Source organism: Selenomonas sp. oral taxon 892 str. F0426 (assembly GCF_000468035.1).
In the GTDB taxonomy this organism is placed as follows: Bacteria; Bacillota; Negativicutes; order Selenomonadales; family Selenomonadaceae; genus Centipeda.
Genome location: NZ_KI260542.1, coordinates 1 through 17,987, shown reverse-complemented (window position 1 = coordinate 17,987; position 17,987 = coordinate 1). Strand labels below are relative to the sequence as shown.

The window sequence follows — 17,987 nt, the reverse complement described above, 5'->3', positions numbered from 1 at the left end:
GGAGGGATGGCATGAATCTGAAGAAGATGATCAGTGGCAGACAGTTCTGGCCGCTGATCGCCGTCCTTCTCATACTCTTCGGACTCGTACTGATCGTGGGGCATCCGCGCGAGGAGGCTGCACCAGCATCGCTTCCGCGGCCGGAGGATGATATGAAGGTACTTGTGCTCAACTATCACATGGTCAACTCCATGTTCATCTCGCTTGCAGTCGAGCCATCGGATTTTGATTGGCAGATGAAGTATCTCGTCGATCATGGATATCATACGATCACACCAGATGAACTCTATGATTTTTTGGATGGAAAGGGGACCCTCCCCGATCGTCCTGTACTCATCACGTTCGATGACGGCTATGTCGATAACTATACGAATGCCTATCCAATTCTAAAGAAATATAACCTCAAGGCGACGATTTTCATCGTGACCGGATTTGTCAGCAAGCGAAAGGGCTATCTGACGTGGGACCAGCTGCGTGAGATGGAGCAGCACGGCATTACAGCACAGTCGCATACCGTAACCCATGCACCACTGCCGGAGCTATCCGATGATCGTATCCGCGAGGAGTTGGTCGAGTCAAAGAGACAGGCAGAGGCAGAGTTGGGGCATCCCATCGAGTACATTGCCTATCCGACCGGCGTGCATGACCTCCATATTGTCGGAATTGCGAAAGAGGCGGGATATAAGGGCGGCTTTACGGTCAAATATGGCAATGTAGACCGTGCGAGCAATGTCTATGCGATGGAGCGTGTCCCGATCTTTCGTACAGGGGCGACAAACGTAGACTTTGTCGATCGACTGCGCTATACCTCAAACATCACCCAGTATGGATGGGCACGGCACTAAAGAGAATTGTTCCTACTTGTATAATACTTATGAAAAAATATGACAATAGGACGTGCTTCCGCTTTTCAACGCAATAATCATGTGTTATAATGACAGCGTCGAATCTGCAGACAGGATGCTGTGAGGGAACATGGACACTCCATCCTCCTGTATGCAGGTGAACATTTCATCGATTGCGGGAGATCCCCGCAAAGGAGGAAGTAGTATGAAGAAGACAATGGTAGCTGCACTCGCAGCGGCGCTGACGATCGGTGCTGCATCCACGACGTTCGCAGCGGCAAACCCGTTCTCGGATGTGCCCCGTGATCACTGGGCATACGATGCTGTGACGCAGCTTGCTGCGGACGGTGTTGTTGAGGGCTATGGCGATGGCACCTATCGCGGCGACCGCAACATCACGCGTTACGAGATGGCACAGATGGTCGGCAAGGCGATGGCAAAGGGCGATATGTCGGCATCGGATCGTGCTCTTGTTGACCGCCTCGCAGCTGAGTTTGCAGACGAGCTCAACAACCTCGGTGTTCGTGTCTCCAACCTCGAGCGCAATGCGGACATGGTGAAGTGGACGGGCGAACTCCGTTATCGTTACTGGAGCCTCCGTAATGAGGGGGATAGGACGAATAAGGATCAGCTCCAGCTTCGTCTTTTCCCGACCGCTGAGGTCAATGATCACTGGAAGGTCAAGGCACGTCTGACGGCAACGACTTATATGGATAAAGATGCATCTCGTCCTGGTAAAAATGATGATCATTTCCAGCTCACCTATGCTCATGCAGAGGGCAACTATAGCAACTTTAACGTGAAGCTCGGTAAGATGTCGCTCTTCACGGCGGCGGATGCCGGGATGGTTGCTGATGACTTCTTCTCCGGTGCACAGGTGACCTTTGGCAATAAGCTTAAGGCAACGCTTGAGGCAGGTCGTTGGGATGGTATCACGAGCAGTAGCGACAAGGCAGCCAACTATCAGGGAATTGATCTCGGCTATGCAGCCGGCAATCTGGAGGTAGGCGCTGCCTATCGTCAGTTCTCTAGCAAGGCTCTCGAGACTCGCGACAAGTACAATGTGAGCGGTGCAACTGAGGATAAGGCTGCGATCTGGTCGGTTGGCGGTAAGTATACTTTTGATAAGAACCTCGCCATCAGCGGTGCATATGCACAGAACCAGAAAGCTGACGAGCTCAAGAAGGCGGGCAGTGTGCAGATCGACTATAAGGGGGCTAAGAAGTCTGATATGGGTTCGTGGGGCGCATATGTAGCCTATCGTCACCTTGGCGCTAATGTAGCTTTCGCTCCGACCTATTCGACGGATCATATCGTCAATGGTGTTACGAGCTATGGCACGAAGGGCATTGACCTTGGCATCGGCTATGTACCGTTCAAGAATGTCCTGACGCAGGTTCAGTACTTCCGTGGCAAGGAGCTCGTGACGGACAATAAGGCTCAGACGCTGTTCGGCCGCGTCAGCTTCTTCTTCTAAGATTTACGAATCATAAGCGGTTTTACCGCATAGTAAAAGACCACTGCAGTTGCAGTGGTCTTTTTGATGTGAATGTCTGAATTACAACACTTCTCTCAGCAGCCACGGAACAATCGGCTCGCGGCACGGCGGTGCAATGCGATCTGCCGCCTCCTTTGCTTCCTTGGATGCGTCCTCAGGGGCAATGCCGATGTCTGCCATACGGAGGAGCTCTATATCGTTCTCATAGTCACCGCATGCGATGACACGGCGTCCTGTGTACGCAGGCATAGCGTGCAGTACCTCCGCCATGGCGCCCTTGCTCGTACCGGGCGGGACGAACTCGAGGTAGTTTGCATCGGAATAGAAGGACGTAGAGCACTGATCAATGCCCAGTTCCTTTGCCAGGCGCTCGATAAAGCTCAGGTTAATCGGAGCGTCGCAGATGAAGAACTTTAGCCAAGTCGCGTCTTCCATGTCACGAAGTGTCGTGTGGTTGACGCTGTAGAACTCCTCTTCGAGACGTGGATCATCATTCTCCTTCGGACTAATGATATTGCACTGCTCCTGTGTATAGACCTCGACGCAGGCGCGCGGGAACTGATAGAGGATACGCGCTGCAAACGTGCGCCAGAGATCGCCCTCGAGCGTTCGAGTCTCGAGTACCTGATCGGCAGAAAGATCCTTGAGCATGGCTCCGTTGAAGAAAATGCTCGGAGCGTTGATGGTGATTCCATCGAGATAGGGGAGCGCGGACTCCGGCGTGCGCCCTGTCGCCACGGCAAAGACGCCGCCTGCGGCAGTGAATGTGTTGAGGGCACGCACATTGTCCTCCGCGATCATTTCATAGCGTGGGATCAGCGTGCCGTCAAGATCACAGATTAGGAGGATGTCATCGTATCGTTTTTCGCTCATATTACCTCAATATTCGTCAGATAGTTTGTCATGATCATTTTTCCCACGGGGGTCAGGATGGACTCAGGATGGAACTGGATGCCCTCGATGGGATATGTCTTGTGACGTACACCCATGATCGTGCCATCATGAAGCTCACTTGTGATCTCGAGAACATCCGGGAGGGTCTCGCGTTCAATGATGAGGGAATGGTAGCGTGCAACCTGCGCATCTGCAGGAATGCCGCGATAGAGTCCCGTGCCATGGTGGTGGATGGGGGAGGCTTTGCCATGGACGATCTCACTCGCGCGAACTACCTTTCCGCCGAACACCTCACCGATTGCCTGGTGACCGAGGCAGATGCCGAGGATGGGGATCTCCGCACCCAGCTCTTGTATCACGGCCTCAGTAATGCCGGCGTCCTTTGGCAGGCCGGGGCCGGGCGATATCACAATGCCCTTATACTTTTTCGTGTGAATCTCTTGTATCGTCATTGCATCATTGCGTACGACCTCAACCTCTGCGCCGAGATTCGTGATCATCTGATATATGTTGTAGGTGAACGAGTCATAGTTATCAAGCAAAAGCAGCATTGTTTTCCACCTCCTCTACGACCTCGAAGAGTGCCTTCGCCTTTTGCAGGATTTCAAGATACTCCTTTTCGGGGACAGAGTCCTTCACAATGCCTGCACCTGACTGGATGATCGCCGTGTCGTCGTTGACGATGCACATGGTGCGCAGGGTGATGCACATATCCATATTTCCGCGGAAGTCCATGTAGCCGACGGTGCCGGCATAGAATCCGCGCGGCTCCGGCTCCTCCTCGTGAATGATCTCCATGGCGCGCAGCTTTGGTGCACCGCTGACCGTTCCCGCAGGGAAGGTGGCACGCAGGACATCCATCGGTGCGTAGGCGGGTGCAATCTCACCGACGACGCTGCTCACCATATGAGAGACGTGGGAGAATCGCTCGACCTCCATGAGCTTTGGCACACGCACGGTACCGGGGACACTGATGCGTCCGAGATCGTTGCGTGCAAGATCGACGAGCATAGCGTGCTCGGCGCACTCCTTCTCGTCCTCGCGCAGATCAGCGGCGAGGAGAGCATCCTCCTCATCGTTCTTGCCGCGCTTTCTTGTACCTGCAATAGGGTATGTGTAGACGGTGCTGCCCGATACTTTGATAAGCATCTCAGGGGAGGCGCCGACGAGCTTCACCTCGCCGAAGTTGTAGTAGAACATATAGGGCGATGGATTCACCTGACGCAGACGGCGATAGAAGAGGAACGCCGGGCGCGTGATCTTCTCACGAAAACGGAAGGAAGGCACTGCCTGGAAAATATCGCCCGCATAGATGTGCTCCTTGATCCGGCGTATGGTATCGAGGAAGTGCTTGGGTGCTGCTCCATAGTGCGCCATAAAGTCAACAGGAGTCTTGCGCCTCGTAGGTGCAGCTGCAGGCGGTGTGAAGGGTGCAGCAAGGCGGTCACGCATCGCTGCAAGGCGCTCCGCAATAAGATCATAGAGCTCATCTAGATCATCGCCATCATGAATATCAGCGAGGTAGTGGAGACGTGCGGCATTACGCAGAGCGTCGTAGACAACGAGATAACGACACATCATGAATTGCCCGAGCAGCTGCTCACCGCCGAGATCCACACCGCGCACACGGTCAAATGTCGCCGCAGTCTCATAGGAGAAGTAGCCTGCAAGACCACCGTGAACGAGGGGGAGAGCATCTCCATCCGCCGCAGCTGGGATGAAGCGGGCGGCATATGCCTTCATGGTCTCATGTGGTGCGCCTGCAATGCTCTTCATCAGGCCGTTCTCATTGATGAGCAGCTTGTCGGAAAATACCTGGACGCGCACGAATGGATCTCCGCCGATGAAGGAGTAACGTCCGAACTGCTGTTGTGTCGTATCAACGGATTCCATGATGTAGCCTTTTTTCTCTCCAACGAGCTTGTAGTAGATGGAGACGGGCGTATCGAGATCCATCGTCAGTTCGGTGGAGACGGTGACAAGATTCGCACTTTGTGCAGCAGCAATAAAGGTGTCTTTGTTCAAACTTAGATTCATTGATTGATCTCCATGACAACATCCCTCTCCTTGCGGCCGAGCACCCAGCCGAGGACTTTGAGCTCGGCATAGAGCATCTGCTGCTGTTCACGGTTGTTCTCACGGCTGAATTTAAGCTGCTTGTACTGCTGTTTGCCGAGGTTGTAGCGCGCGAGGATCTCCGCCTCACTACGCATCCGATGACGTCCGCCTGCGTGCATGCGGACGAGCTCCTCTACCTCTGCCTCTCCATAGGTGGGGGCGGGCGGCGGCGCTGCCATCTGTCGTACGAGATCGGTGATCTCGTGGTCGCTCATGGTCATAGCTGACTCCCTTTCTTTTTGCGGCGGACAAATTCCTGTCTATTGCGGCTAGGATTTTGCGCTGCGTTCTTCCATATAGCGTATCATTGACTCTGCAACGTGCTTGGCATCCTTGACGACCTGCACGACATTCCACGGGCCGAGTACGACATCACCGGCTGAGAATACGCCGTCTCGCCCTGTCATACCGTTCTCGTCAACGATGACGAGACCCTTCTCATTGAGTTTAATGCCCGTTGTGGAGCGGACAATTTTGTCCTTCGTTGCCTGGCTTGCTGCAATGACTGTACTGTCGGCGGGGATGAGATATGGCTCGCCCTCGCTGATGAGGTTCTCCGCCTCGTCAAAGACGCGGTCGTACATCATCGGCCCCTCCGGGGTGACAGAGTGGATGCCCTTGCAGTACTGGATTTCACAGCCGTCCATCAGTGCATATTCAAGCTCCCGTTCACTCGCCGCAATGCCATTGCGCCGTGAATAGATGGTGACGTAGCGGCTGCCCTTACGGATTGCCGTACGTGCTACATCCATTGCAGAATTGCCGGATCCAATAACGGCGACGCGGTCGCCAAGATGATAGACATCCGGGTTCTGGAGGTAGTTGACTGCATAGTGACAGTTGCCGAGGGTCTCCCCCTTGATGCCGAGACTCTTTGCGCGCCATGCACCTGTCCCCATAAAGATGGACTCATAGCCGTCGCGGAAGAGATCGTCCACACTGAGCGCGCCGCCGATCGTCGTGTTCGGGCGAATGTGGATGCCGAGCGTGCGGAGCTTCTCCTCATAGCGATCGATGGTTGAGGGCGGAAGACGAAAATCCGGGATGCCATAGCGGAGCATCCCGCCAATCTTCTGCATCCGTTCGAAGATCGTGACGCCATATCCCTCCTGTGCAAGCTTGACCCCGACGACAATGCCGGCAGGCCCTGCGCCAATGACGGCAACGTTGTGCCCATTGTAGGACTTGCGGGTGAGGACAAGCTTATCGAGATAGGTGTCTGAGATGTAGTGTTCAATGCTCGAGATCTGGACCGGTGCACCGCGCCGCCCCTGGATGCAGTTGCCTTCACACTGCGCGTCATGATCACAGACGAGGGAGCAGAAGACACTCATCGGATTGTTGTCGTAGAGCATCGCGCCTGCCTCATTGATCTTTCCATCGAGGAAGAGGCGGATCATCTCCGGCACGTTGGTCTGTACGGGGCATCCCTTGATACGGCAGAGCGGTTTTTTGCACTGGAGACAGCGGCGTGACTCGTTGATAACGTGAACAGCCATTGTAGCAATTTCCTTTCGTTATATTATCGCTTCTTAAAATATTGTATACACGTAGTTTATTATATCACAAGTCACATGGTCTGTCATGGACGAGAACAAGAAAAAGGCAGGAGGACGTGATTGAATGGCCCATCTTAAAATTATTTATAGAAAAAAATAGGACGAAAGACTTGAAAATATATAAAACCGATGTTAGTATATGAAAAGAATAATAAAAACAATAAAAATGATTGTTTTTGGAGGAGAAAGACATGCAGTTCACATCTATTCGGACAAAATTCCTAGCATTTATTCTTCCTGTTGTGCTGATTGGATTTCTTATCTTTTTTGGAATCAGTTACAAGATGGCAAGCGATATGTTGGATGCAAACGCTGAAACCATCGGTACGGGGCTCGGAAAGCAGACTGCGCTTGATGTCCAGCGCGTCTTTGAGGTGAACAAGGCACATCTTGAGATTCTGGCACGCGAGGGGGCTATACTGCATGGCGATCGCGAGGCTCGCCTTGCAGAGCTCCGGGATGTGAAAGCCAGTACAGATGTGTTTTCGAATGTATTCTACCTCGAGTCCAACGGCCTCGGATTTGATATTGAGGGGAGAGATATCGACCGCACCAATCGGGATTACTATAAAAAAGTAATCCAGACAGGCAAGACGGTAATCTCTGAGCCAATCATCTCGGCGATTACCGGGAAAGTTGTCGTCATAATTGCCGTACCTGTTCTAGACAACAATAGTGTAACAGGCGTGGTAGCAGGTACGATCGGTCTGTCGAATTTTGACGAGAGTCTGGCTAATATCTCAGCCTATCAGACGGGACGCGTTCTTGTTGCAGATGAGTCGGGCGTTGTCATTATCGATCCGAAGGCACAAGATCAGGTCGGTAAGCTTGATCTCAGCAAAGAGCAGTCGAGCGTGAAGATTTCTCCCGTTGTTGTGGAGACATTTCGCCGGGTGCTTGACCAGAATACCACAGCCGCAGAGCACTATGTCAGTTCCTCAGGAGAGGAGATGACGGGGCTGTTTGCACCGATTCAGCTGGATGGACGGCGCTGGGTAGTCCTGTCTCAGGCAGCAACAAGTGAGATCCAGTCAGAGGCAAAGTATCTCTTTGCAGTTCTTGCCAGTATGACGCTCGTAATGGTTCTTGTCGTGACGGCAATTATCTTCTTCATTACAAATTCGTTTGCTGCCGATATCAAGAAGGTTCTCCGTGCATGTGAACTGCTCAATGAGGGGGATCTGCGCGAAATGCCGAAGACGATTACCTCGCAGGATGAGATGGGACAGCTCTCGGACGGCTTCATTAAGATGCGCCATACCCTGCACGATCTCATTCGGAACATCCAGTCGCATGCTGTGGATCTGTCTAACTCCGCAGAGGCGGTTACGACGGCCTCTCAGCAGTCTGCAGAGGCATCGACACAGGTGGCGGCGACGGTCACGGGAATTGCCGAAGGTGCGGTGCAGCAATCTGAAGCTGCCACCTCTGTGGCGAATGCAGCATCCTCGATCTCTGCACACACGGCAACAATGGCAGAGCGTGCGGAGGAAGTAGTTGCCGTCACAAACAATACAATTCAGCGTGTAGAGGAAGGACGCCACTCCATTGACGAGGTTGTCAACTATATGGAGCAGATCAAGACTGGATCGGAGACGGTCGACGCTGCGATTACAGCACTTGGCAAAAGCTCAGAGGAGATCAGCCACAGCGTAGAGGTCATCGCGAGCATTGCCGATCAGACGAATCTGCTCGCACTGAATGCGGCAATCGAGGCAGCGCGTGCAGGAGAACACGGCCGCGGATTTGCCGTCGTTGCGGAGGAGGTACGTAAGCTCGCTGAGGAATCGGGCGAATTTTCGAAGAAGATTTCCGAAACGATGCGCTCTGTTCAGGCTGATATGGAGTGTGCTGTTGAGGCCGGCAAGCGCGGCAGCGAATATGTCGGCTATGGGCTTACCTCTGTCCGTACGGCAGATGATGTTTTCCAGTCGATCTCGGCAGCAATTCAGCAGCTCAGCGGCGGCGTAAAAGGAATCACCGACGGCATTCGCCAGATGGACGAAGAGGCGCAGACCGTACGTCAGCAGATTGAATCGGTGAAGCAGATCAGTATGGCGAACGCGAGCAGTGTTCAGTCTGTTTCTGGAGTGACACAGGAGCAGTCAGCATCGCTCGAGGAAATCTCGGCAGAGACGCAGAGCCTCCTGAACCTTTCTCAGGAACTCGCAAGTGAGACGAAAAAGTTTAGACTATAAATGATGCACGGGGGGCGGTGTTTATCGCTCCCCGCTTTTCTGGAGAATAATTGTCACAGAATACAAATATTTTTCACTATTACCAATATGTGATTTCGTATAGAAAAAACTTGTTAATCTTGGAAAGATGTGATAGGGTTTACTCACCCCCAATATAGATTAGTGGGGATGTGCTTTTGGGGAAAGGAGAGCAAATACATGCACTTCAAATCGATTCGGACGAAGCTTCTTGCATCGGTGCTGCCGGTCATGCTTGTCGGATTTCTCGTGTTTTTCGGCGTGAGCTATAAAATGGCGAGCAATATGCTTGAGGAGAATGCGCAGACGATCGGCACGGGTATTGGCAAGCAGGCCGCACTTGAGATACGGCGCATCTTTGAGACAAATGCGGTGCATCTTGAGACGATGGCACGCAGTTCATCGATCACGAATGGCGATGCTGCGGCACGTTTGGCAAAGCTGCAGGAGGTCAAGCAGAATACAGAGGTGTTTTCGAACATCACGTATCTGGATGTGAACGGCGTCGGATTTGATTCGGACGGCAACGAAATGGATCGTTCTGACCGTGACTATTTCAAGAAGGTCGTTCAGACGAAGAAGATCGTCGTCTCCGAACCGGTTATCTCTGCGATTTCGGGCAAGGTAGTTACAGTCATCGCTGTGCCGGTTCTTGAAAACGGTGCACTCACAGGTGTTGTCACGGGGACGGTTGGTCTCTCGCGTTTTGACGAGACGCTCTCGAAGATGGCGACGTACCGCACGGGACAGCTCGTTGTGATGGACGAGACGGGGCTTGTCATCATCCATCCAAATGAGTCGGCGCAGGTCGGCAAGCTCGATTTCAGCAAGGAGGTTTCGAGCGTCAAGATCTCGATGAACCTTGTGGATGCGTTTAAGTCTGTGGTTGACAAGAATGAACCTGCAATCGCACACTACGCGCGTGAGTCGGGCGAGGAGATGACGGGCACACTCGTGCCGATCCAGCTCGATGGACGGCGTTGGGTCGTTATGTCGGAGGCCGCTGACAGCGAGATCTTTGAGAATGCCAACAACCTTTTGCTGGTGCTTGCGGGTCTGACCATTGTCATTCTGCTTGCAATCTCCGTGATTATTTTTGTTATTTCGAACAATTTCGCTGCTAGCATTCAGAAGGCGGTACGTGTCTGCGAGATCATCAACAGCGGTGATCTGCGCGAAAAGCCGAAGACGATTACCTCGCAGGATGAGATGGGGCAGCTCTCGGACGGCCTTATCAAGATGCGGAGTACGCTCAATACACTGATCAAGAGGATTCAGTCCAATGCAGAAGAGCTGTCGACCTCAGCGGAGAGCCTTACCGAGGCATCCCAGCAGTCAGCGGAGGCGTCGAATCACGTTGCTATGTCGATCAGCGAGATTGCAGAAGGAGCAGAGCGTCAGTCTGGTGCATCCTCCTCCGTTGCCAATGCGGCGGCGGCGATTTCGAATCATGCGGCCAATATGTCGAAGCAGGCAGGTGTGGTTGCAGAGGTGACGAATAACACGGTGGAACGCGTTCGTGAGGGGCGTCGCTCCATCGATGAGGTTGTCAACTATATGGAGCAGATCAAGAATGGCTCCGAGACGGTTGATGCCGCGATTTCAGCGCTCGGCAAGAGTTCTGAGGAGATCAGCCACAGCGTCGAGGTCATCGGCAGCATTGCCGAGCAGACAAATCTGCTCGCACTCAATGCTGCGATTGAGGCAGCGCGTGCGGGTGAGCATGGGCGCGGCTTTGCCGTCGTTGCAGAGGAGGTTCGCAAGCTTGCTGAGGAGTCGGGCGAATTCTCGAAAAAGATCTCCGAGACGATGCAGTCTGTGCAGGCGGATATGGAGCGTGCCGTTGAGGCTGGAAAGCGCGGCAGCGAGTATGTTGGCTATGGCCTGGACTCGGTTCGTACGGCAGACGGTGTGTTCCAGTCGATCGCAGAATCGATTCATCAGCTTGGTGACGGTGTGAAGGGCATTACCGCCGGTATCCAGCAGATGGAGGGCGAGACGCAGACAGTGCGTGCCCAGATCGAGGAGATCCAGAAGGTCAGCACATCGAATGCCGACGGCGCGCAGAGTGTATCTGCAGCGACCGAGGAGCAGTCTGCCTCGATGCAGGAGATTGCTGCGTCAACGCGACGACTCTCCAATCTTGCGGACGATCTCGCAGGTGAGACGAAGAAGTTCAAGCTCTAAACGAAAAGCTCCAATGGGGGTCACTGCTCTTGCAGTGACCCTTTTCCTGTTGTATGATAGAGACATCTATGAAGGAGGCGTTGTCATGGGAAAAGCGATGATTATTGGAGCGGGCGGCGTGGCGAGCGTTGCCGTTCACAAGTGCTGCCAGAATCCGGAGGTCTTTGAGGAAATCCTCATCGCCTCGCGTACGAAATCAAAATGCGATGCGCTGAAGGAAAAGCTGGACGGTGGCAGGACAAAAATTCAGACCGCCGCCATTGATGCGGACGATGTGCCTGCACTCACGGCGCTCATTCGTGACTTTCAGCCGGATGTCGTACTCAACCTTGCGCTCCCGTATCAGGATCTGCATATCATGGATGCGTGCCTTGCGGCGGGCGTGCACTATGTCGACACGGCGAACTATGAGCCGGAGGACACGGCAAAGTTCGAGTACAGCTGGCAGTGGGCATACGCCGACCGCTTCCGCGAGGCGGGGCTGACGGCAATTCTCGGCTCGGGATTTGATCCCGGCGTGACGGGCGTGTTCAGTGCCTATGCGATGAAGCACGAGTTTGATGAGATCAACTACATCGATATCCTCGACTGCAACGGCGGCGACCACGGCTATCCATTTGCGACGAATTTCAACCCTGAGATCAACATCCGTGAGGTCTCGGCAAAGGGGAGCTACTGGGAGAACGGCGCGTGGGTCGAGACAGAGCCGATGGAGATCAAGCGTGTCTACGACTTTGCCGAGGTGGGGCAAAAGGATATGTATCTCCTGCACCACGAGGAGCTCGAGTCGCTCGCGAAGAACATCAAGGGCATCAAGCGCATCCGTTTCTTCATGACATTCGGTGAGAGCTATCTCACGCATCTGCGTTGTCTCGAGAACGTCGGCATGACCTCGATCGAGCCGATTGACTTCGAGGGGCACAAGATCATCCCGCTGCAGTTCCTCAAGGCGGTGCTGCCCGATCCCGCGAGCCTCGGCCCGCGCACAAAAGGAAAGACGAACATTGGCTGCATCTTCCGCGGAAAGAAGGACGGCAAGGACAAAAATTACTATCTCTATAACGTCTGTGATCATGAGAAGTGCTACGCCGAGGTCGGTTCGCAGGCGGTTGCGTATACGACGGGCGTGCCTGCGATGATCGGTGCGATGATGGTGATGACGGGCAAGTGGCGCCGTCCCGGCGTGTTCAACGTCGAGGAGTTCGATCCCGATCCGTTCATGGACGCGCTGAATGCTTGGGGCTTGCCGTGGCAGGAGAGCCATAACCCGGTGCTGGTGGACTGATGGCGGCGCGTGCAGAATGGCGAACGGAGTGGGACGAGGTTCCCACTCCTTCCTACCTCGTCTACGAAGAACTGCTGGAAAAAAACCTTAAAATCCTCGCGGAAATTGCAGAGGATACGGGAGCCAAGGTGCTCCTTGCGCAGAAATGTTTCTCCATGTACCACTACTATCCGCTGATTGGCCGCTACCTATCCGGTACGACGGCGAGCGGCATCTATGAGGCGCGCCTTTCGCAGGAGGAGATGGGGAAGGAGAATCACGTCTTCAAGCCCGCCTACGAGGAGGACGAAATTCCACGGCTCGCAGCGATCTGTGACCACATTGTATTCAACTCCTTCGCGCAGTGGGAACGCTTTGGTGCGGCGGCGTGTGCGGCGGGCGCGTCCTGCGGTATCCGTATCAACCCCGAGCACTCGACGCAGGAGCACGCGATCTATGATCCGTGTGCGCCCGGCTCGCGCCTCGGCGTGAAGATCGCGGATTTCCGTGCAGATTTGCTTGCAGGATTGGACGGCCTGCACTTTCATACGCTCTGCGAGCAGGGAGCGGATGCACTGGCGGCGACGCTCGAAGCTGTGGAGGAAAAATTTGGCAAATATCTCCACAGAATGAAGTGGCTGAACTTCGGCGGCGGGCATCACATTACGCGTGAGGACTATGATATCCCGCTGCTCAAGAAATTGATCCGTCACGTACAGGAGACGTACGGTGTTGCAGTCTATCTTGAACCGGGAGAAGCGGTCGCGCTGAACGCAGGGTTCCTCGTCGCCGAGGTGCTTGACGTGCAGGCGGATGGGAATGTTATTCTGAACACGTCAGCAGCCTGTCACATGCCCGATGTCATCGAGATGCCTTATCGTCCGCCTGTCATTGGTGCGGGTGAGGCAGGGGAGAAGGCGCATGCCTATACCCTTGCGGGACCGACCTGTCTTGCGGGCGATACGATCGGCACGTACTCCTTCGACACGCCGCTTGTCGTGGGCGACCGTGTCGCCTTTGGCGACATGGCGATCTATACGATGGTGAAGAACAATACGTTCAATGGAATGCCCCTGCCGAACATTATCGCCGTTTCACCAACCGGAGAATGGGAGATTGTGCGCGAATTCGGGTACGATGATTTCAAGATGAGACTCTGAGAGAGGAACCGCCGTGATGGCAGTTCTTTTTCGTGTGGCTTTACGGGACTTTTTTACAGGATAAGGATATAAATAAAAATAGTTATTAAAAAGTACAAATTTCTATTGACATGAAAAACTTACTGTGCTATGATAGGCACATCAACAGGATATATGCAGTCGTTCAAGACTAGAACGATTGGTTTCAATCAAAGGAGGATATTCAATGTCACTCATCAACAAGGAAATCAGCGATTTTAAGGTAGATGCGTTCCAGAAGAAGGCGGGCGCAGCACAGGGCGAGTTCACGCAGTACACGAAGGCGGATCTCAAGGGCAAGTGGAGCGTGTTCTTCTTCTATCCGGCGGACTTCACGTTTGTCTGCCCGACGGAACTCGCAGACCTTCAGGAACAGTACGGCGAGTTCGAGAAGCTCGGCTGTGAGATCTTCGCTGTCTCCTGCGACTCCCACTTCGTTCACAAGGCATGGCATGAGAGTTCCGATCTCGTCGGCAAGCTGACCTACCCGATGCTCGCAGACCCGACGGCAAAGCTCGCACGCGACTTTGATGTCTACATCGAGGAGGACGGCCGCTCGGAGCGCGGCACGTTCGTTGTGAACCCCGAGGGCAAGATCGTTTCCTATGAGGTGAGTGCGGGCAATGTCGGCCGCAACGCACAGGAGCTTCTTCGCAAGGTACAGGCACTCCAGTTCGTCGCGGAGCACGGCGATGAGGTTTGCCCTGCACGTTGGAAGCCGGGCGAGAAGACGCTCAAGCCGAGCTTTGACCTCGTTGGCAAACTCTAAGAGATAAACGGAGCACTTCGCGAGGTTTCTTGCGAAGTGCTTTTTCCTATGGAGCGCTGATTGATTTAGAAACTCCATATCAAGCGAAGAAGAGGTGCTTTGGTGGACAAAATGTATGATGCTGTCATCGTCGGCGGCGGGCCCGCAGGCCTTTCTGCCGCGATCTATCTGGCGCGTGCAAAATGCAAGGTGCTCGTCATCGAGAAGGAGAAGATTGGCGGACAGATCACGATTACCGCCGATGTCGTGAACTACCCCGGCACGGGGAAGGTCAGCGGCTCCGAGCTCGCGGCGCAGATGGAGCAGCAGGCACGCGGCTTTGGCGCGGAATTCGTCGAGGCAGAAGTCATCGGCCTGAAGCTCGATCAGGACATCAAGGAGCTTGAGACGACTGCGGGTACGGTGGAGGCGCTCAGTGTCGTCCTTGCGACAGGAGCGAATCCGCGTCAGGTTGGTTTTTATGGCGAGAAGAAATTTCAGGGGCGCGGTGTTGCCTACTGTGCGACCTGTGATGCCGAGTTCTTTACGGGGATGGACATCTTCGTCATCGGCGGCGGTCTTTCGGCGGTAGAGGAGAGCATGTTCCTCTCACGCTACGGCAAATCGATCACGATCCTTGTACGCAGCGATAAATTCCGTGCACCGCAGACAGCGGTGGACGCACTCGCGAATTATCCGAACATCAAGGTTCGTTTCAATACAGTGGTGGAGCGCGTCGGCGGAGAGACGATGATCTCCTACGCCGACTTCCGCGACGAGGTGACGGGCAAGATTGAGCACTATATGTCGAAAGAAGGAGAGACGTTCGGTGTCTTTGTCTTTGCGGGCTATGTACCGAATACAGGACTCTTCCGTGATCAGGTGGCTCTGAACGAGCAGGGATATATCATTACGAACGAGGAGAAGGAGACGAATGTCAAGGGGGTCTTTGCGGCGGGCGACGTCTGCATCAAGACACTCCGGCAGGTGGTGACGGCAGTCTCGGACGGTGCAGTCTCTGCGGTTGCGGCAGAGCGCCACGCAGCAGCTCTCCACGATCGTCTGAAGCTGCCCGCATTTGTGCGTGCTGAGGTGGATGCAAAGCGTTTTGAGCAGCGCAAGAGCTCCATTGAAAAGGAATCGTCTGAGGGGAATGAAACGAACTTTATCTCCGCCGAGATTCGTGAGCAGCTGCAGGCAGTCTTTGATAAATTTGAGAATACGGTCAAAATCATCGGACACTATGATGACGGCGATCTCTCGCGTGAGCTGCGCGGCTTTATGGATGAGTTTGCTGGACTTACGGACAAGGTCAGCTATGAGGAACGTGACGATGCAAACGGTGCGCCGGGCATCGAGTTCCTGCGTGGCGACGGCACACCGAGCGGCATCACGTTCCACGCCGTTCCGGGGGGGCATGAGTTCAACTCCTTCATTCTCGCACTCTACAATGTGGCCGGACCCGGACAGGAACTCCGTCCTGAGACGCGTGCGAAAATAGAGCAGATTTCTGCGCCCGCCGATGTCAAGGTACTCATGTCGCTTTCCTGTACAATGTGTCCCGATGTGGTGGCAGCCGTGCAGCGAATTGCGGCAGCGCGTGCAGAGGTGCGCGCAGACATCTATGATATCCGCTACTTCCCCGAGCTGAAGGAGAAGTACAAAGTCATGAGCGTTCCCTGCATGATCGTGGGGGAAGACCTCTTCTTCGGAAAGAAGAATATCGATGAGGTTGCTGATATACTGGTCAGCCGCAGCTGATGGATGTCGTCTCTGCCCCTGAGCAAGGCATAGACAGGCGGCATTCTCGCTGATGGATATATTTTCTGTGTATTTATTTTAAAAGGAGAGCATTATGGAACTCAAGGGATCACAGACCGAAAAGAACCTCTGGGCGGCATTTGCCGGAGAGTCACAGGCGCACACAAAGTATCTCTACTATGCGTCGCAGGCGAAGAAGGACGGCTATGTCCAGATTTCGAACATTTTCACGGAGACGGCGGTCAACGAGAAGGCACATGCAAAGATCTGGTTCAAACTCGTGAATGGGCTTGGTGATACGAAGGCGAACCTCGCCGCCGCTGCTGCCGGAGAGAACGAGGAGTGGACGAGCATGTATCCCGAGTTCGCACGCGTAGCGCGCGAAGAGGGCTTCGATAAAATCGCTCGTCTCTTTGACGCTGTCGGCAAGATCGAGAAGGAGCATGATGCCCGCTACAAGCTCCTCCTGCAGAAGGTGGATGAGGACACGGTGTTCCAGCGCGATGAAAAGATCATCTGGCAGTGCCTCAACTGCGGATATGTCTGCGAGAGTCCGAAGGCGCCGATGAAGTGCCCGGTCTGTGAGCATCCGCAGTCCTTCTTCCAGCAGCTTGTACAGAACTATTGAGCCATACGGCTTTGACGGAAAGGGGCTGTTGCACGAACGCCCCTTTCGGCTCGCTGCACTCGCCACTTCCCCCGTTCTGACGAGGGAAGCTAAGATGCCCCATAATCCTAGCCTCCCCCGTGCGACACGGGGGAGGGGGACCGCGTAAGCGGTGGAAGGGGCACTTGTAGCGATACTGCTGACATAGACAAGGGCTGTTGCACGAAGTTTTCTAGCTTCGTGCAACAGTCCCTTTTATTGATAGGAGAATGATATATATGCACAGGAAATTTGACCTGTCTGCCTATCTCGTAATTGGGCCTGAAAATACGAATGGACGTCCTGTTGCGCGTGTCATTGCAGAGGCGGTACGCGCGGGCTTCACCTTTATACAGATCCGCGCGAAGGAGGCAGATGCACGCGAAGTGATCGAGCTCACACGAGCGGCGGCGGATGTGATCGCGGCACAGGGGAAATCGGATGCCGTGGCACTCGTTGTAAACGACCGTCTGGATGTGGTGCTCGCGGCACGGGAGCAGGGGATCAAGGTGGACGGTGTACACGTCGGGCAGACGGATATCCCCGTTGATGTTTGTCGGAAGTATCTTGGCACAGATGCGATCGTCGGACTCTCTGCACCGACGACGGAACTGCTCGACTATGCGGCGCACTGTGATACTGAGTGTATTGACTACTTCGGCGCGGGTCCTCTGCACGCGACACCAACAAAGCCCGAGGCGGGACGTACCGCTTCGGGCGAGATTGTGACGCACAGCTTTGAGGAACTCGCCGAACTTCACCGCATCAGTCCTGTGCCCGTCGTCGTGGGAGGCGGGGTGAAGGCGGCGGATCTCCCTGCGCTCAAGGCAGCGGGCGTCGAGGGCTTCTTTGTCATCAGTGCCGTCACGGGCGCGGAGCATCCCTATGCTGCTGCGGAGGAGTTGGTATGCTTATGGAATGCGTAGAGGTGTATCTGTTTCTGCGATTCCCTAAAAATGCTCTTGGTGGTGCGATGTCCCGAGCGAACCCTAGTGAAGCAAGCGGAGAAAAAGGGCGCGTTCTGCTCCCTGCGGATTTTAGGAAGCACTGATAAATTCAGCCACGCCATCTTA

15 protein-coding genes are annotated in these 17,987 nt (G+C 54.3%); 10 read left to right on the top strand and 5 right to left on the bottom strand.

The features are described 5' to 3' along the window. Positions 1–11: 11 nt before the first annotated feature. Together HMPREF1992_RS08065 and HMPREF1992_RS08060 are read left to right on the top strand one after the other, a co-directional pair. On the top strand, positions 12–845 hold the full coding sequence (locus tag HMPREF1992_RS08065) for a polysaccharide deacetylase family protein (protein WP_021685397.1): 834 nt from the start codon (positions 12–14) through the stop codon (positions 843–845). 205 nt (positions 846–1,050) lie between these two features. Continuing rightward, positions 1,051–2,322 (top strand): S-layer homology domain-containing protein, encoded by a 1,272-nt coding sequence (locus HMPREF1992_RS08060; RefSeq protein ID WP_037359216.1) that lies wholly within the window; start codon positions 1,051–1,053, stop codon positions 2,320–2,322. A gap of 81 nt (positions 2,323–2,403) precedes the next feature. Here the strand turns inward: HMPREF1992_RS08060 and HMPREF1992_RS08055 are convergent, their stop codons facing one another. The 5 genes from HMPREF1992_RS08055 to HMPREF1992_RS08035 are packed head-to-tail and all read right to left on the bottom strand — an operon-like array spanning position 2,404 to position 6,854. After that, complete coding sequence (locus HMPREF1992_RS08055) at positions 2,404–3,216, bottom strand: HAD family hydrolase (protein WP_021685395.1); 813 nt, start codon at positions 3,214–3,216, stop codon at positions 2,404–2,406. Beyond that, positions 3,213–3,788 carry an aminodeoxychorismate/anthranilate synthase component II gene (locus HMPREF1992_RS08050; protein ID WP_021685394.1) on the bottom strand — a complete coding sequence of 192 codons (576 nt, stop codon included), beginning with the start codon at positions 3,786–3,788 and terminating at the stop codon, positions 3,213–3,215. The genes HMPREF1992_RS08055 and HMPREF1992_RS08050 overlap by 4 nt, the downstream gene beginning before the upstream one ends. After that, on the bottom strand, positions 3,772–5,274 hold the full coding sequence (locus HMPREF1992_RS08045; RefSeq protein WP_021685393.1) for an anthranilate synthase component I family protein: 1,503 nt from the start codon (positions 5,272–5,274) through the stop codon (positions 3,772–3,774). The genes HMPREF1992_RS08050 and HMPREF1992_RS08045 overlap by 17 nt, the downstream gene beginning before the upstream one ends. Next, positions 5,271–5,576, bottom strand: coding sequence for a hypothetical protein (locus HMPREF1992_RS08040; RefSeq protein WP_021685392.1), 306 nt, complete (start codon positions 5,574–5,576; stop codon positions 5,271–5,273). The genes HMPREF1992_RS08045 and HMPREF1992_RS08040 overlap by 4 nt, the downstream gene beginning before the upstream one ends. Positions 5,577–5,624: 48 nt before the next feature. Next, positions 5,625–6,854, bottom strand: coding sequence for an FAD-dependent oxidoreductase (locus tag HMPREF1992_RS08035; RefSeq protein ID WP_021685391.1), 1,230 nt, complete (start codon positions 6,852–6,854; stop codon positions 5,625–5,627). A 251-nt stretch (positions 6,855–7,105) separates the two neighbouring features. On the opposite strand from HMPREF1992_RS08035, the gene HMPREF1992_RS08030 reads away from it, so the two are divergent. From HMPREF1992_RS08030 to HMPREF1992_RS07995, 8 genes are all read left to right on the top strand, one after another. Beyond that, positions 7,106–9,112, top strand: a complete 2,007-nt coding sequence (locus HMPREF1992_RS08030; RefSeq protein WP_037359212.1) for a methyl-accepting chemotaxis protein — start codon at positions 7,106–7,108, stop codon at positions 9,110–9,112. A gap of 198 nt (positions 9,113–9,310) precedes the next feature. After that, positions 9,311–11,317 carry a methyl-accepting chemotaxis protein gene (locus tag HMPREF1992_RS08025; protein WP_037359209.1) on the top strand — a complete coding sequence of 669 codons (2,007 nt, stop codon included), beginning with the start codon at positions 9,311–9,313 and terminating at the stop codon, positions 11,315–11,317. Between the two features lie 85 nt (positions 11,318–11,402). Continuing rightward, complete coding sequence (locus HMPREF1992_RS08020) at positions 11,403–12,602, top strand: saccharopine dehydrogenase family protein (RefSeq protein WP_037359206.1); 1,200 nt, start codon at positions 11,403–11,405, stop codon at positions 12,600–12,602. Next, positions 12,602–13,741 (top strand): carboxynorspermidine decarboxylase, encoded by a 1,140-nt coding sequence (nspC, locus tag HMPREF1992_RS08015; protein WP_021685387.1) that lies wholly within the window; start codon positions 12,602–12,604, stop codon positions 13,739–13,741. Before HMPREF1992_RS08020 ends, nspC begins: the two co-directional genes overlap by 1 nt. 205 nt (positions 13,742–13,946) lie before the next feature. Continuing rightward, entirely contained in the window at positions 13,947–14,528 is a 582-nt protein-coding gene (gene ahpC / locus HMPREF1992_RS08010; protein ID WP_021685386.1) for an alkyl hydroperoxide reductase subunit C, read from the top strand. Positions 14,529–14,639: 111 nt separating this feature from the next. Beyond that, positions 14,640–16,268: an FAD-dependent oxidoreductase gene (locus HMPREF1992_RS08005; RefSeq protein ID WP_021685385.1), complete on the top strand. Its 1,629-nt coding sequence runs from the start codon at positions 14,640–14,642 to the stop codon at positions 16,266–16,268. A gap of 94 nt (positions 16,269–16,362) precedes the next feature. Continuing rightward, entirely contained in the window at positions 16,363–16,896 is a 534-nt protein-coding gene (rbr, locus tag HMPREF1992_RS08000; protein WP_021685384.1) for a rubrerythrin, read from the top strand. A 257-nt stretch (positions 16,897–17,153) separates the two neighbouring features. Beyond that, positions 17,154–17,840, top strand: coding sequence for a thiamine phosphate synthase (locus HMPREF1992_RS07995; protein WP_196801398.1), 687 nt, complete (start codon positions 17,154–17,156; stop codon positions 17,838–17,840). Positions 17,841–17,987 lie beyond the last annotated feature (147 nt).

What these genes read in the sequence shown, in the direction of transcription:
- HMPREF1992_RS08065 (WP_021685397.1), top strand. Translation starts at nt 12, where the DNA reads ATGAATCTGAAGAAGATGATCAGTGGCAGACAGTTCTGGCCGCTGATC.
- HMPREF1992_RS08060 (WP_037359216.1), top strand. Translation starts at nt 1,051, where the DNA reads ATGAAGAAGACAATGGTAGCTGCACTCGCAGCGGCGCTGACGATCGGT.
- HMPREF1992_RS08055 (WP_021685395.1), bottom strand. Translation starts at nt 3,216, where the DNA reads ATGAGCGAAAAACGATACGATGACATCCTCCTAATCTGTGATCTTGAC.
- HMPREF1992_RS08050 (WP_021685394.1), bottom strand. Translation starts at nt 3,788, where the DNA reads ATGCTGCTTTTGCTTGATAACTATGACTCGTTCACCTACAACATATAT.
- HMPREF1992_RS08045 (WP_021685393.1), bottom strand. Translation starts at nt 5,274, where the DNA reads ATGAATCTAAGTTTGAACAAAGACACCTTTATTGCTGCTGCACAAAGT.
- HMPREF1992_RS08040 (WP_021685392.1), bottom strand. Translation starts at nt 5,576, where the DNA reads ATGACCATGAGCGACCACGAGATCACCGATCTCGTACGACAGATGGCA.
- HMPREF1992_RS08035 (WP_021685391.1), bottom strand. Translation starts at nt 6,854, where the DNA reads ATGGCTGTTCACGTTATCAACGAGTCACGCCGCTGTCTCCAGTGCAAA.
- HMPREF1992_RS08030 (WP_037359212.1), top strand. Translation starts at nt 7,106, where the DNA reads ATGCAGTTCACATCTATTCGGACAAAATTCCTAGCATTTATTCTTCCT.
- HMPREF1992_RS08025 (WP_037359209.1), top strand. Translation starts at nt 9,311, where the DNA reads ATGCACTTCAAATCGATTCGGACGAAGCTTCTTGCATCGGTGCTGCCG.
- HMPREF1992_RS08020 (WP_037359206.1), top strand. Translation starts at nt 11,403, where the DNA reads ATGGGAAAAGCGATGATTATTGGAGCGGGCGGCGTGGCGAGCGTTGCC.
- nspC (WP_021685387.1), top strand. Translation starts at nt 12,602, where the DNA reads ATGGCGGCGCGTGCAGAATGGCGAACGGAGTGGGACGAGGTTCCCACT.
- ahpC (WP_021685386.1), top strand. Translation starts at nt 13,947, where the DNA reads ATGTCACTCATCAACAAGGAAATCAGCGATTTTAAGGTAGATGCGTTC.
- HMPREF1992_RS08005 (WP_021685385.1), top strand. Translation starts at nt 14,640, where the DNA reads ATGTATGATGCTGTCATCGTCGGCGGCGGGCCCGCAGGCCTTTCTGCC.
- rbr (WP_021685384.1), top strand. Translation starts at nt 16,363, where the DNA reads ATGGAACTCAAGGGATCACAGACCGAAAAGAACCTCTGGGCGGCATTT.
- HMPREF1992_RS07995 (WP_196801398.1), top strand. Translation starts at nt 17,154, where the DNA reads ATGCACAGGAAATTTGACCTGTCTGCCTATCTCGTAATTGGGCCTGAA.